Source organism: Aeromonas sobria, from assembly GCF_000820145.1.
GTDB lineage: Bacteria > Pseudomonadota > Gammaproteobacteria > Enterobacterales > Aeromonadaceae > Aeromonas > Aeromonas sobria.
In genome coordinates this window covers 1-12,819 of record NZ_CDBW01000031.1, presented here as the reverse complement: position 1 = coordinate 12,819, position 12,819 = coordinate 1, and the positions used below count along the sequence as shown (strand labels likewise).

The following is a 12,819-nucleotide window of genomic DNA, read 5'->3' as shown; positions in this document are numbered from 1 at the left end:
ATAGGGAGCCGCGCCGGGATAACAAGGGCTTTTTGTAAAAATGCGTTCGTTTGCTGAAAAAGCGAACTGAACACCCCAAAACAACCCCTTGCCACCTCTTTTACGCCGCTTTTTTGCTCAACTCTTCGCTTTGTGCCCGGATATAGTTGACCCAGCTGGTTGCTTTCTGCTGCCAGTTATCCTGTTGCTGCAGCTCACGGGCCAGTTCCAGCGCCTGGGCATACTGCTCCTTATTAAGGTGTGCCTGCACCAGCAATGCTTTGGCGCGATTGCCTTGCTCGCCTTTTACCGACTTGATGGCAGCAAGCTGGGTCATGGCGGCATCTGTCTTGCCCTGTTGCAGCAGCAGTTCGGCGGCACGCATGGCGGCTTTGGGCTGACCATGCTGGTTGGCCAGCAGTTGCCAGCTATCAACTGCTTGTGACCACTCCCGGGCACCTTCCCACAATTGGGCCAGCAGTTGGCGGTTTTCAGCACTTTGCTTCATCTGTCCCTTGGCCATGGCCGCTTCCAGCAGACGGGCACCACGATAAGGCAGCCCTTGCCAAGCATAGAGGCGGATCAACTGATTGCGAGCTGACCCATCATCCATCACTTTTCTGTCGATGGCGGTCTGCAGCAATGCCAGCGCTTGATCGCCGCGCTTGGCGGAGAGGTTGAGCGATACCGCCTGTTGCCACCATTTGCTCTCTGTCGGCTCGTGGCGGATCAGCTCGGCCGCCTGATCGGCCGCCACGCCATAACGTTGCTGAGCGGTGAGGGCAGAGAGACGAATAATGGCGGCCTGCTTCTGCCAACCCTTCTTCAACAACTGTTCGCTCTGGCTGGCGGCGTCACCGTACTGCTTGTTGTGGTAATAGAGGCCGGCCAGACGCAGCCGCAGTGCATCGTCTGGCTTCAGTGCCAGCGCCGCCTTGTAGCTGGCGATAGCGCCAGACCAGTTGGATTGCTGGGCCTGAATATCACCGCACAGTCGCAGCAGCTGGAGCTGTTGCTGCTCCGGCCACTCTTTATAGGCAAGTGCCTGTTCGACGTAACGACTCGCTTGGGCGGTCTGTTGCAGATTAGCCGCCAGCGAGGCTTGCAGTTGGGCCAGCCAGGCACGCTCGGCATCGCTATTTGGCTTGAGAACAGACGCCTTGCTCTGAGCCTGTTGCCACTGGCCGGACTGATAGAGCTTCATCACGGGTTCAAGCTGGCGAGAGAAGTGAGGGCTGACCTCCATCGCCAGACAGGCTTGGCTGACCAGGGCCAGCAGACAGATCCAGATCCGCAACATTGTTATGACTCCAGTTTGAATTTGAGCGTGATGACCTGCTCTAGCTTGTCGCTGGCGCCCGGCCTTGGCTGATAGCGCCACTTGTTGATCGCCTGAATGGCCGCCCGCTCGAACTGACGCTTGGGCTTGGCTTCAACGACCTCTACATCCTGTACTCGTCCTTCCGCATCTACGCTAAAGCGCAGGGTCACGGCGCCTTCGATCCCCGCCTGCTGAGCACGATAGGGGTAGACCGGCTCGATCCGTTGCAACGGCATCAGCATGTCACCAACGCCAATGCCAGTTCCCTGCTGCTGGCCGTGGTAGTTGCCACTCAATACCGGCGCGGTACTGGTCGCCACACCGGGGGCATAAACCTGTACTGCACTGAGGCTGGAAACCAGATCCAGACTTGGTTGCGCCGGCGAAAGCGGCGCAGTAGCTGGCATTGGCAGAGGCGTTGCCGCCAGCGCGGCAGGGGGCTCGGGCAAGGGTTCGGGTTCCTGCGGCACCGGGCGCTCGCGCACCTGCACCTCGGTCACCTCGTTCTGCATATTGATGACAATGGGCTTCTGCTCGCTCGCCACCTTCTCGCCTCGTGGCGGTTCAACCAGCGTGGCCATAAACAGCAGGATGCCCAGACTGAGGGCAATCCCCAACCCCAGGCTCATCAGCTTGTATTTCATTTCGGCGCCACCGCCACGGCGATATTGGCGATACCCGCCGCCTTGGCCTCATCCATCACCCGCACGACCTTGCCGTGGGGCACTCGCTCGTCGGCCTGGATCACCAGACTGGCATCGGGTTGCTCCGCCAGCAGACGGGCGATGGTGGCCTGTACCCGCTCCACATCGATCTGCTTGCGGTCGAGGAAGATCTGACCCTGAGCCCCGATTGCCAGCATGATGCTGGAGGATTTCTGCGCCTTGGCCTGACTGGCCTGGGGCCTATGCACCTCGAGCCCCGCTTCGCGCACGAAGGAGGTGGTGACAATAAAGAAGATCAGCATGATGAACACGATATCCAGCATGGGGGTCATGTCGATCTGCACTTCGTCACGCTGGCGTTTGGATTGCCGTCTCATTGCATTACCTTCTCTTCTCGCAGGCCGTCCCGGGTCTTGGCCAGCGCACGCTTGGCCTGACTCTCGAGCCGACTGAGTAACAACACGCCGGAGAGCGCCACCACCATGCCTGCCATGGTGGGGATGGTGGCGCGGGAGATCCCGCCCGCCATGCTCTCCGGGTTAAAGCGGTTGGCCGCGGCCAACGCATCGAATACGCCGATCATGCCGGTCACTGTGCCCAGCAACCCCAGCATGGGGCAGAGCACCACCAGGGTGCGGATGAAGATCAGATGACGGTTCAGTTCCAGCTCGGCCTGCGCCAGCCAGCGACTGCGGATCGCCCGGGCGTGCCAGCTATGGCGCTCGCCGCGGGCCTGCCAGCGGCCGAGCAGCTGTTGCTGCAAGGGGCCGAAACCCAGATTGAGGTAGAGCAGCCGTTCGATCATCAAAATCCACATCAGCACCAGCAGGGCCAGAATGACCCAGAGCACCGGGCCGCCACGGCCCATGAAGCTCTGCAGCTGTTGCCAAATGTCGAGCATCATGCTGCTCGCTCCATCCCGCCGTTATTGCGCTCGGCACGCTCGGCCAGAATGCCGGCCACCTGCTGCTCCAGCACATTGGAGAGCTCGGTGAAGCGCGATTGCAGCAGGCTGTGGGCCAGGATCAGCGGAATGGCAGCTACCAGACCCTGTACCGTGGTGACCAGCGCCATGGAGATGCCGCCCGCCATGATCTTGGGATCGCCGGTACCAAACTGGGTGATGGCCTGGAAGGTGCCGATCATCCCGGTCACGGTACCGAGCAGACCCAGCATGGGGGCGATAGCCGCGATTACCTTGACCATGCCGATGCCGCGCTCCATGCGAGGAGTCTCCTGCAGGATCGCCTCATCAAGACGCAGTTCGAGGGTCTCCATGCTCAGCTCGGGATGTTTGTCCGCCACCGTCAGCACACGGCCGAGGGCGTTGTCGGCATGGTACTCACCGCTCTTGAGCTGGCGACGCACTCGCGACAGTTCGCGGGAAAGGCTCCACAACCGTACCGCTGCGATCCCCAAACCGATGGCAGCCAGCAGCACGATAATGGCACCGACCTGACCACCTTGTTGTACCTGCTGCCAGAAGGTGGGCGCCTGTGCCAGCATCGCCAGCAGAGTGCCGTGGGAAGGATCCAGCGGCAGCGCTTCCCCTTCCTGACCCTGATAAGCCGCAACTGCAGAAAGCACGCCGCCGGACAGACCCAGTACCGGGCTCAAGCCTTCGGCGGTCGGCTGCAGGAAGCCTTCGCTCCCCAACAGGGCAAAGCTGCCAACCCGGGTCAGCGACTGCTCGCTGGCAGCCCCCTGGGCATCGAGCACCTTGCCGTTGAACTGGGTAATCCGGCCCGATTCGCGGATCTCTTGCAGCAGGGTGGCGGGTAAAAGGGCGAGGGCGGCGCGATCCGGCACCTGTTTATCCTGTGCCATGGTTTTCAGCGGAGCGAGGCGATCAGGATGCTGACCCTCGACCGCCGATTCAGTCAGTAACTTGACCGCATCGCTGGCGCCCTGACGGGTGACCGCAAAGATCTCGTTCATGTCGCCGGAGGCTTGCTCCCATTGGGCGTTGAGCTCGACCAGTTGCTTCTCGTTGCTGGCGAACTTGCCGGCCAGCTCCTTGCTCAGGCGCTGGGCCTCGGCCAGTCTGGCGCGGGCAGTGCCGAGCTCCTTGGCAACAATCGCCAGATCTTGCTGAGCCTGCTGTTCGCGAGCCTGTTCCTGCTGCTGCCACTCATCATTGGCGATAGCGGCGTTGGTGCCGCAGGAGAGGGCAATAAGGAGGGGAAACCATTTCATGGTGACTCTCATGATTGGGCCTCCTGACTGCGGCTGACAGAGAGGGGGACATTGAGCAACTGGGGAACTTTCTTGTCGGCTGCCACATCCATCGCCTCGGCGATGGGGGAGAGCCACTGGCTGTCGAGGGCTTGCCACTGCTTTGCCTCGGCGGACCAGCGCCATGCCTGACTACGATCAGCGGTCATCGCCAGCAGAGAGATACGACCCAGCGCCAGCACATCAACCCGACGTGGGGCACCGTCCAGCTCCAGCTCGGCGGAATAGTTGTCCATCCGGCTGCCGTATTCGGCTTCGATCTGATAGGCCTGCAGCAGCTGACGGAATTTCTCCGCCTCGCTCACATCCGCGCGGGCCAGCGTCGCTTTCAACTGGTCAACCCGCGCCAAACGATCTTCCTTGCGCAGCGGGGTGTCGTTTTGCACCAGCTGTTCCAGGTCAGCCTGCATCTGCAGCATCAGCGGGATCAAGCCCTGACGGGTCTCTTGCACCGCTTCCAGCTGTTGGCTCAGTTTACCCAGCTCATTTTGCTGATCGGCCACCAGAGATTGCATGTAGCGGTTGTAGGCTTCGAGGTCGCGCAGTTGCAGCTGGGCATTTTGCAGCTCCAGTCGTGCGGCAACGGCGGCATCGGCGGCTTTTTCCACCCGCTGCTGGGAGGCTTTCCCGGCAGCTATGCTGTTGTTGAGGGCGGGAGCAACCAGCTCATCCCCGATGGCAGCAAAGTGGACTAACAGTGGCAGCAGGGCCACACCCCATAAATTGTTCATCGAAACGCATCTTATTAATGATAACCATTATCATTATCTCAAATACAGCGCAGGCTGGCAACGAGAGGATTTCCTTGGCCTTTATGCACAAAAACAGGATAATTTTTAAGCAGGCACGGAATAAGTGGCGCCAATAGCCACCACACAAATATAAATAACGAGAAAAATCTTTTCGATCAGTGTGATAGAGATCGAAAAAGGAGAAAGTAATGCTCAACGATGCGATCTGGGAACATATAGACAAGTTCACCAAGGCAACTAAAACCAGCGATATCCAACAGCTGCTGGAAGGCTTCAGTCATCAAATGGGCTTTGATTACTTTCGTCTGCTGATTATTTTTCCCATCAGCATGCAGAAATCCCATGTAGCGCTGTTCAATAACTGCCCGGTGGCTTGGTTTGACGCCTACAGCGAGAATCAGTATCTGACTCAGGATCCAGTGGTCTATCTGGGGCTGAAACAGACCCAGCCGATCTTCTGGAACAAGCTCGACTGCGACTCACCCTGGCTACCCAGCGCCAGCCGCGACGTGATGAACCTGGCGGCCGATTTCGGGGTGCGCAATGGCGTCTCCTTTCCGCTGCACACCCCGCAGGGGGAGCACGGCATCTTGTCATTCATCACCAAGGACAAATCCAACTCCGACCTGATGTTTGAAAATGTCCCGCTGCTGTCGTTCTGCGCCAGCTACATCTTCAACTCCGCGCTGCAACTGATTAAAAGCAGACCGGATATGATGAAATACCTGACCGAACTGTCGGATCGGGAGAAGGAGTGTCTGTTCTGGGCCAGCGAGGGCAAGACCTCCTGGGAGATCGCCACCATCCTCGGTATCAGTGAGCGGACGGTCAACTTTCACCTGACCCAGGTGACCAACAAGACCGACTCGAAGAACCGCAGTCAGGCCATCGCCAAAGGGATCACCAGCGGCATCATAGTGCCCTCCCTCGACGAGGTAACCATCACCAACCTGCGGCTGTCGTAACCCTCAGCTGCAACAAAAAGAGCCGCAATTGCGGCTCTTTTTTCATCTCTGGGAGTGACTTACTCAACGGTCACCGATTTTGCCAGATTGCGCGGCTGGTCGACGTCGGTGCCCTTGATCAGGGCTACGTGGTAGGAGAGCAGCTGCAGCGGCACGGTATAGACGATGGGGGCGATCACCTCTTCCACATGGTTGAGGTTCATGACCCGCATAGTCTCGTCGCTCTTGAAGCCGGTATCGGCATCGGCGAACACATAGAGGATACCGCCACGGGCGCGCACCTCTTCCACGTTGGACTTGAGCTTCTCCAGCAGATCGTTGTTCGGTGCCACCACAATGATGGGCATCTCGGCATCGATCAGCGCCAGCGGGCCGTGCTTCAGCTCGCCAGCGGCGTAGGCTTCAGCGTGGATGTAGGAGATCTCTTTGAGCTTGAGCGCTCCTTCCATGGCGATGGGGTACTGGCTGCCACGGCCGAGGAACAGGCTGTGCTGCTTGTCGGCAAACTCTTCGGCCAGGGTTTCGATATCCTTGGCCAGCGCCAGGCTCTCTTTAATGCGCAGCGGCAGGGCTTGCAGCGCCTTGACCAACTCGGCTTCGGCGGCCGCGCTCAGGTGGCCACGGCAGTGACCGACCGAGGCCACCAGCATCAGCAGGCCAGCCAGCTGGGTGGTGAACGCCTTGGTGGAGGCCACGCCGATTTCGGCACCGGCACGGGTCATGAAGGCCAGATCCGATTCACGCACCAGCGAGGAGCCCGGCACGTTGCAGATGGCCAGCGAGCTCATGTAACCGGACTCCTTGGCCAGACGCAGCGCCGCCAGGGTATCGGCGGTCTCGCCACTCTGGGAGAGGGTCACCAGCAGGCTGTTGGGGCGCACTACCGATTTGCGATAGCGGAACTCGGAAGCGATCTCCACATCGCAGGAGACGCCAGCGATCTCTTCGAACCAGTAGCGGGCCACCATGCCGGAGTGATAGGAGGTACCGCAAGCGACGATCTGGATGTGCTCGACCTTATCGAAGATGGCACGGGCACCGTTGCCGAAGGATTCGACCACCACGTGATCGCTGCCCAGACGCCCTTCCAGGGTGTTGGTGATCGCTTTGGGTTGCTCGTGGATCTCTTTGAGCATGTAGTGGCGGTATTCGCCCTTGTCACCGGCATCGTGGGAGAGTTCGGACTCTTTCTCTTCACGCACCACGGCGTTGCCGTTGGTATCGAAGATATGCACGTCGCGGCGGGTCACTTCGGCCACATCACCCTCTTCCAGGAAGATGAAGCGACGGGTCACCGGCAGCAGCGCCATCTGGTCAGAGGCAATGAAGTTCTCGCCGATGCCGCGACCGATCACCAGCGGTGAACCGGAGCGGGCAACCACCACGCGGCTGTCATCACGGCTGTCCATCACGACTGTGCCGTAGGCTCCGCGCAGCTGCTTCACTGCAACCTGCATAGCCACCAGCAGACTGGGGGCGGATTTCAGCTCGTGATGGACCAGATGGGCAATCACCTCGGTGTCGGTGTCGGAGCTGAACACATAACCCAACCCTTGCAGCTCGGCCCGCAGCTCTTCGTGGTTCTCGATGATGCCGTTGTGCACCACCACGATATGCTCGGAGACGTGGGGGTGGGCGTTGCGCTCGGAGGGTTCGCCATGGGTCGCCCAGCGGGTATGGGCAATACCGGTGCCACCGTGGACGGACTGCTCGTCGAGCGCCTTGGCCAGCTCGGCCACCTTACCCAGACGGCGAACCCGCTGCAGCGGCTGGTTGGCGCTGAACACGGCCACACCGGCGGAGTCATAACCGCGGTACTCCAGACGGCGCAGGCCCTCTACCAGAATTTCAGCCACATCACGTTGGGCTATAGCCCCGACGATGCCACACATACACTTCTCCTTGAGATGCAAAAACGTTGATTCGGTTATGTTCCGTGCTCTGTATCAGCAGGCGAGCGGGGCACAGATAAGCTGGATGCCCTGAGCCTGAATATGTTCTCTGGCTTCGCTGGCCAAACCATCATCGGTGATGACGGTCTGAATGCCGGACCAGGGCAGTTCGAGATTGGGGATCTTGCGGCCGATTTTTTCCGACTCGACCATGACAATCACCTCCCGCGACACCTCGGCCATCACCCGCGACAACCCCACCAGCTCGTTGAAGGTGGTGGTGCCACGCTCCGGATCTATGCCATCGGCACCGATAAAGAGCTGGTCGAAGTCGTAAGATCGCAACACCTGTTCCGCCACCTGACCCTGAAAAGATTCGGAGTGAGGGTCCCAAGTGCCACCGGTCATTAACAGGGTAGGCTCATTTTCCAGCTCGCGCAGGGCACCGGCCACATTGAGGGAGTTGGTCATCACGATGAGGCCACGCTTGTTGCCCAGCATGGGGATCATGGCGCTGGTGGTGCTGCCGCTGTCGATGATGATGCGATTGTGATCGCGGATCCGCTCGGCAGCGGCCCGGGCAATGGCTAACTTTCGGTTCGAAACTTGTTCGGGATTGGCCTCGACCACCATCTCGCTGGGCAAGGGGACGGCGCCACCGTAACGGCGCAGCAGCAGACCGCCGGTCTCCAGTACCGCCAGATCTTTACGGATGGTCACTTCAGAGGTAGCAAAGTGTTTGGCGAGAGCGTCGACACTCACTTCACCCTGCTCTTGTACCAGGGTCACTATGGTGTGGCGGCGTTGTTGAGTATTACGTTTGGTCATTTTTAAGTTTCGATTCGAAAGAACATCGAAATATTAGCCCCTTTTTCGGAAAAATAAAACAGCAAATAGGATCCGATTTGGTTCGATGCCAGAATGGGGGGCCAATTTGCGACGAGGATGCCATGCAAAAGAGAGTCATCTGGCTGGTGGAGGATGAGGCCAGCATCGCCGACACCCTGATTTACGCCCTGCAAACCGACGGGTTTGAGGTGGAGTGGTTCATGCTGGGCCAACAACTGCTGACACGACTGGAACAGACCCGACCTGACTTCCTGATCCTCGATGTGGGGCTACCCGACATCAGCGGTTTCGAACTCTGCAAGCAGGTGAGGGCGCTGACCGATATTCCCCTGATGTTCCTCACCGCCCGCAGCGAGGAGATAGACCGGCTGATCGGGTTGGAGATCGGTGCCGACGACTATGTGGCCAAACCCTTCTCGCCACGGGAAGTGTGCGCCCGGGTGCGGGTCATCCTGCGCCGCAGCCAGCCCGTCGCCCCCCAACCCAGCGCCCTGCTGGTACTGGATGAGGAGCGGGCCCGCATCCATTTTCGCGGCCAGCCGCTGGCCCTCACCCGCTACGAATATCTGCTGCTCAAGACCCTGATGCAGGCGCCGGGGCGGGTCTACTCCCGCCAGCAGCTGATGGATCTGGTGTGGCTGGATGCGGAGGAGAGTCTGGATCGCACCGTCGATACCCATATCAAGACCATCCGCGCCAAGCTGCGCGAGCATGACCCCGAGGCCAACCTGATCCTCACTCATCGCGGGCTGGGCTACAGCCTGGAGCTGGCATGAGACTCGGTCTGCAACTGCTGTGCGGCCTGCTGCTGATCTTCGCGCTGGCCGCCTGGTTCGTGCTGGAGATCTTCGTCGAGGAGATCAAACCGGGGGTGCGCAGCGCCACCGAGGATACCCTGGTGGACATGACCCAGCTGCTGGCACCGCTGGCGCTCGATGATCTGCAAGAGGGAAATATGATGAACGGGCGACTGGCCAGCGCCTTCGCCCGCCTCAACCAGAATCCCATCAATGCGATGATCGACGGCCACCTCAAACAGCAGGCGGAGTACCGCATCTATGTCACTGACCGGCAAGGCATGGTGATTTACGACTCCGACGGTACAGATCTGGGCAAGGACTATTCGCGCTGGAACGATGTCTACCGCACCCTGCGCGGCCAATATGGCGCCCGCAGCACCCGCACCGATCCCGATGATGCCACCAGCTCGACCATGTATGTGGCGGCCCCGCTGCGGGAAGGGGCCGAAATCATCGGCTCCCTCACCGTCGCCAAACCCAACCGCACCCTGATGCCAGCCATCGAACGGGGGGAACAGCAGCTGCTGCGGGCCGGCGGCCAGATGCTGCTCATCTCGCTGCTCATCTCGCTGCTGATCGGCAGCCTGCTGGTGTGGTGGCTCAACCGCGCCATTGGCAAACTGGTGCACTACGCCGACTCGGTCAGCAAGGGGGAGGCGGCAACCCTGCCACGGCTGCACACCGTCGAACTGGATCGGCTCGGCCGCTCGCTGGAGACCATGCGCCACCAGCTCGATGGCAAGAGCTACATCGAGGACTACGTCCATAGCCTGACCCACGAGCTGAAGAGCCCGCTGGCCGCCATTCGCGGGGCCGGGGAGATTTTGGCCGAAACGCCACCTCCTGAGGTCGCCAAACGCTTTATAGGCAACATCAATCTGGAAACCGCCCGCATGCAGCAGCTGATCGAGCGAATGCTGCAACTGGCGCGGCTGGAGTCGGGTCAGGGGCTGGATCGCCAGTCGGTGGAGCCGGTGAAACTGGGCAAGCGCACCCTCGACGCCCGCCAGATCATCGCCCAGCGCCGTCAGGTCGAGTTGGTGGCCGAGCTGGCCAGCGCGCCGAAACAGAAGTGGGATCCACTGCTGGTGGAGCAGGCCATCGGCAACCTGCTGGATAACGCCATCGACTTCTCTCCCGCCAACGGGCAAGTCACCCTGAGCGGCAGCCAGCAGGAGGAGGGTTACTGCTTCCGGGTTTGCGACAGCGGTCCCGGCATTCCCGACTACGCCCTGCCACGGATCTTCGAGCGCTTCTACTCCCTGCCACGGCCGGACAAGGGCAAGAGCAGCGGTCTGGGGCTCAGCTTCGCCCATGAGGTTGCCCACCAGCATGGTGGCCGCCTGACCCTCGCCAACCGGCCGCAAGGTGGCACGCTGGCCGAACTCTGGCTGCCATTCGCCTAGTCACCTCCCCACCACTTCACATTCACCACACAGAGCGGCGTTAAACTGCCGCCTTATCTTATTGATTAGCCTCATCCATTTGCTCAAGGAAATGCTATGTCCCGCCTGCTTCTCTCCAGCCTGCTGGCTGCCGGTCTACTCGCCGCTCTGCCAGCTTCCGCCGCCAGCGGCTGTTTTCTCTATGCTGACGGCAATGGCCAGACCCTCGCCAGCGAAGGGGACTGCTCCAGCCAGCTGCCGCCAGCGTCTACCTTCAAGATCCCGCTGGCGCTGATGGGTTACGACAGCGGTTTTCTGGTGGATGAAGAGCATCCGGCGCTGCCCTTCAAACCGGGGTACGACGACTGGCTGCCCGCCTGGCGCGAAACCACCACGCCGCGCCGCTGGGAAACCTACTCGGTCGTCTGGTTCTCCCAGCAGATCACCGAATGGCTGGGGATGGAGCGCTTCCAGCAATACGTCGACCGCTTCGACTACGGCAACCGGGATCTCTCCGGCAATCCGGGCAAGCATGACGGCCTGACCCAGGCATGGCTCAGCTCCAGCCTCGCCATCAGCCCGGAGGAGCAGGCCCGCTTCCTCGGCAAGATGCTGAGCGGCAAGCTGCCAGTCTCGGCGCAGACCCTGCAGTACACCGCCAATATCCTCAAGGTGAGCGAGATCGACGGCTGGCAGATCCACGGCAAGACCGGCATGGGCTACCCGAAGAAGCTGGATGGCAGCCTCAACCGCGATCAGCAGATCGGCTGGTTCGTCGGCTGGGCCAGCAAACCGGGCAAGCAGCTGATCTTCGTCCACACCGTGGTGCAGAAACCGGGCAAGCAATTCGCCTCCCTCAAGGCGAAAGAAGAGGTGCTGGCCGCCCTGCCCGGGAAATTGAAACATCTTTGAGCGGATGGTAACCCCTGCGAGCAAAAGATGGCGGATCACGCCTGCCCGCAGGGTTGCCAAACCGGGGTCCGGCAAGTGATGGGGCAAAGCGGTTATCAGCGATACTTTTGTTCGATCCGGGCCATGACCCCGGTGTCAGCGAGCTGTTGTAACGCGCTCTCCAGGCGCTTTATTCTCTCGCTGTCCATGTTCTTGCGCACCAGCAGGTAGAAGGGTTGGGTCTCGAAGACCGCTGGCAGAATCCGAACCTGTTGCTCTACTCCCTTTCTATTGATCTCGGACTGGAATCCCGGGATGCGGTAATAGAGGAAGCGCCCGCGGCCTGAAATCAACTTTCCCAGATTGGCTGACGTAGTCAGACCACCATCATCTACGTAAAGTCCGCCAAGCGCATGGAGCCGAGCAATAGCCCCGCTGCCATGATTCACCAGAATGATGCCCTTATCACCGAGTTTGCGCACATCATCCCAGGTTTGAATCACTACAGGATCATCAATACGAACCGCCAGGTGGTAATTGACTGAAAAGACAGGGGGTTGCAGAAAATGGTAATACTCCCTGCGCTGGGAGTTATCACCCAGACCACAGAAGATATCCAGCTTGCCAAACAGGACGCTGCGTTCGATCCGCGCCAGTGGCTGCATATCCTGGTCTCCGAGGATGCGAATAGCCGGATCGACCTCTTCTATTGCTCGAAAAATATCAACACAGAGCCCGACAACCTCTCCGCCTTGCTCACGCTGGAAATACTTGGGGGCAGAGTCCTGCTGCGCTGCCGTTAGATAGGTCCATATATCTCCGGCAGACAACGCAGGGAAGGCAAGCAATGAGAGCAAGGTAACTGTGAGGTATTTCATGGCAATCTCCTGAATACACATCTCCAGCGTGGCACCAGAATCGACAGAGGGGACCGGCAGGTTCAATTATTTATCCTGTTTTTATCCTTCTTCACGGCGTTGTTGCCCAAATCAGCCATTAGGCCACAACTTCCCCAGCCCCAGGTGATAGCTACACTTGGGGCTTTCTAACCGGCAGACCAAGGGCATTCAGTTTGTTCATCGCTC

At 60.0% G+C, this 12,819-nt stretch carries 13 protein-coding genes; 4 read left to right on the top strand and 9 right to left on the bottom strand.

The features are described 5' to 3' along the window. Positions 1 to 100: 100 nt before the first annotated feature. The 6 genes from BN1135_RS13790 to BN1135_RS13765 are packed head-to-tail and all read right to left on the bottom strand — an operon-like array spanning position 101 to position 4,931. Positions 101 to 1,279 carry a hypothetical protein gene (locus BN1135_RS13790; protein WP_042022006.1) on the bottom strand — a complete coding sequence of 393 codons (1,179 nt, stop codon included), beginning with the start codon at positions 1,277 to 1,279 and terminating at the stop codon, positions 101 to 103. Between the two features lie 2 nt (positions 1,280 to 1,281). Beyond that, on the bottom strand, positions 1,282 to 1,944 hold the full coding sequence (locus tag BN1135_RS13785) for an energy transducer TonB (RefSeq protein ID WP_042022004.1): 663 nt from the start codon (positions 1,942 to 1,944) through the stop codon (positions 1,282 to 1,284). Then, positions 1,941 to 2,342, bottom strand: coding sequence for an ExbD/TolR family protein (locus BN1135_RS13780; RefSeq protein ID WP_005339369.1), 402 nt, complete (start codon positions 2,340 to 2,342; stop codon positions 1,941 to 1,943). The genes BN1135_RS13785 and BN1135_RS13780 overlap by 4 nt, the downstream gene beginning before the upstream one ends. Continuing rightward, positions 2,339 to 2,869, bottom strand: a complete 531-nt coding sequence (locus BN1135_RS13775; protein ID WP_042022002.1) for a MotA/TolQ/ExbB proton channel family protein — start codon at positions 2,867 to 2,869, stop codon at positions 2,339 to 2,341. Before BN1135_RS13775 ends, BN1135_RS13780 begins: the two co-directional genes overlap by 4 nt. After that, positions 2,866 to 4,173, bottom strand: a complete 1,308-nt coding sequence (locus tag BN1135_RS13770; RefSeq protein WP_042022000.1) for a MotA/TolQ/ExbB proton channel family protein — start codon at positions 4,171 to 4,173, stop codon at positions 2,866 to 2,868. The genes BN1135_RS13775 and BN1135_RS13770 overlap by 4 nt, the downstream gene beginning before the upstream one ends. Beyond that, entirely contained in the window at positions 4,170 to 4,931 is a 762-nt protein-coding gene (locus BN1135_RS13765; RefSeq protein ID WP_042021998.1) for a DUF3450 domain-containing protein, read from the bottom strand. The genes BN1135_RS13770 and BN1135_RS13765 overlap by 4 nt, the downstream gene beginning before the upstream one ends. Before the next feature lie 209 nt (positions 4,932 to 5,140). Here BN1135_RS13765 and BN1135_RS13760 point away from each other — a divergent pair, with 209 nt between their 5' ends. Further along, positions 5,141 to 5,917 carry a helix-turn-helix transcriptional regulator gene (locus BN1135_RS13760; RefSeq protein WP_042021995.1) on the top strand — a complete coding sequence of 259 codons (777 nt, stop codon included), beginning with the start codon at positions 5,141 to 5,143 and terminating at the stop codon, positions 5,915 to 5,917. A gap of 59 nt (positions 5,918 to 5,976) precedes the next feature. Here BN1135_RS13760 and glmS read toward each other — a convergent pair whose 3' ends face one another. Then, the gene (gene glmS, locus BN1135_RS13755; protein WP_042021992.1) at positions 5,977 to 7,809 is read right to left on the bottom strand and encodes a glutamine--fructose-6-phosphate transaminase (isomerizing); all 1,833 of its coding nucleotides are present in this window, start codon (positions 7,807 to 7,809) and stop codon (positions 5,977 to 5,979) included. A gap of 54 nt (positions 7,810 to 7,863) precedes the next feature. Continuing rightward, the gene (locus BN1135_RS13750) at positions 7,864 to 8,637 is read right to left on the bottom strand and encodes a DeoR/GlpR family DNA-binding transcription regulator (RefSeq protein WP_042021991.1); all 774 of its coding nucleotides are present in this window, start codon (positions 8,635 to 8,637) and stop codon (positions 7,864 to 7,866) included. A 122-nt stretch (positions 8,638 to 8,759) separates the two neighbouring features. On the opposite strand from BN1135_RS13750, the gene blrA reads away from it, so the two are divergent. From blrA to blaOXA, 3 genes are all read left to right on the top strand, one after another. Next, complete coding sequence (gene blrA / locus BN1135_RS13745) at positions 8,760 to 9,434, top strand: beta-lactam response regulator transcription factor BlrA (RefSeq protein WP_042021989.1); 675 nt, start codon at positions 8,760 to 8,762, stop codon at positions 9,432 to 9,434. Further along, complete coding sequence (gene blrB / locus BN1135_RS13740; RefSeq protein WP_042021986.1) at positions 9,431 to 10,864, top strand: beta-lactam sensor histidine kinase BlrB; 1,434 nt, start codon at positions 9,431 to 9,433, stop codon at positions 10,862 to 10,864. The genes blrA and blrB overlap by 4 nt, the downstream gene beginning before the upstream one ends. Before the next feature lie 96 nt (positions 10,865 to 10,960). After that, positions 10,961 to 11,755, top strand: a complete 795-nt coding sequence (blaOXA, locus tag BN1135_RS13735; protein ID WP_042021983.1) for an OXA-12 family class D beta-lactamase — start codon at positions 10,961 to 10,963, stop codon at positions 11,753 to 11,755. A gap of 95 nt (positions 11,756 to 11,850) precedes the next feature. Here the strand turns inward: blaOXA and BN1135_RS13730 are convergent, their stop codons facing one another. Then, on the bottom strand, positions 11,851 to 12,678 hold the full coding sequence (locus BN1135_RS13730; RefSeq protein WP_317624014.1) for a substrate-binding periplasmic protein: 828 nt from the start codon (positions 12,676 to 12,678) through the stop codon (positions 11,851 to 11,853). Positions 12,679 to 12,819: the final 141 nt, after the last annotated feature.

Bases quoted from the DNA above. Each gene is read 5' to 3' on its own strand.
- BN1135_RS13790 (WP_042022006.1), bottom strand. From the start codon at position 1,279: ATGTTGCGGATCTGGATCTGTCTGCTGGCCCTGGTCAGCCAAGCCTGT.
- BN1135_RS13785 (WP_042022004.1), bottom strand. From the start codon at position 1,944: ATGAAATACAAGCTGATGAGCCTGGGGTTGGGGATTGCCCTCAGTCTG.
- BN1135_RS13780 (WP_005339369.1), bottom strand. From the start codon at position 2,342: ATGAGACGGCAATCCAAACGCCAGCGTGACGAAGTGCAGATCGACATG.
- BN1135_RS13775 (WP_042022002.1), bottom strand. From the start codon at position 2,869: ATGATGCTCGACATTTGGCAACAGCTGCAGAGCTTCATGGGCCGTGGC.
- BN1135_RS13770 (WP_042022000.1), bottom strand. From the start codon at position 4,173: ATGAGAGTCACCATGAAATGGTTTCCCCTCCTTATTGCCCTCTCCTGC.
- BN1135_RS13765 (WP_042021998.1), bottom strand. From the start codon at position 4,931: ATGAACAATTTATGGGGTGTGGCCCTGCTGCCACTGTTAGTCCACTTT.
- BN1135_RS13760 (WP_042021995.1), top strand. From the start codon at position 5,141: ATGCTCAACGATGCGATCTGGGAACATATAGACAAGTTCACCAAGGCA.
- glmS (WP_042021992.1), bottom strand. From the start codon at position 7,809: ATGTGTGGCATCGTCGGGGCTATAGCCCAACGTGATGTGGCTGAAATT.
- BN1135_RS13750 (WP_042021991.1), bottom strand. From the start codon at position 8,637: ATGACCAAACGTAATACTCAACAACGCCGCCACACCATAGTGACCCTG.
- blrA (WP_042021989.1), top strand. From the start codon at position 8,760: ATGCAAAAGAGAGTCATCTGGCTGGTGGAGGATGAGGCCAGCATCGCC.
- blrB (WP_042021986.1), top strand. From the start codon at position 9,431: ATGAGACTCGGTCTGCAACTGCTGTGCGGCCTGCTGCTGATCTTCGCG.
- blaOXA (WP_042021983.1), top strand. From the start codon at position 10,961: ATGTCCCGCCTGCTTCTCTCCAGCCTGCTGGCTGCCGGTCTACTCGCC.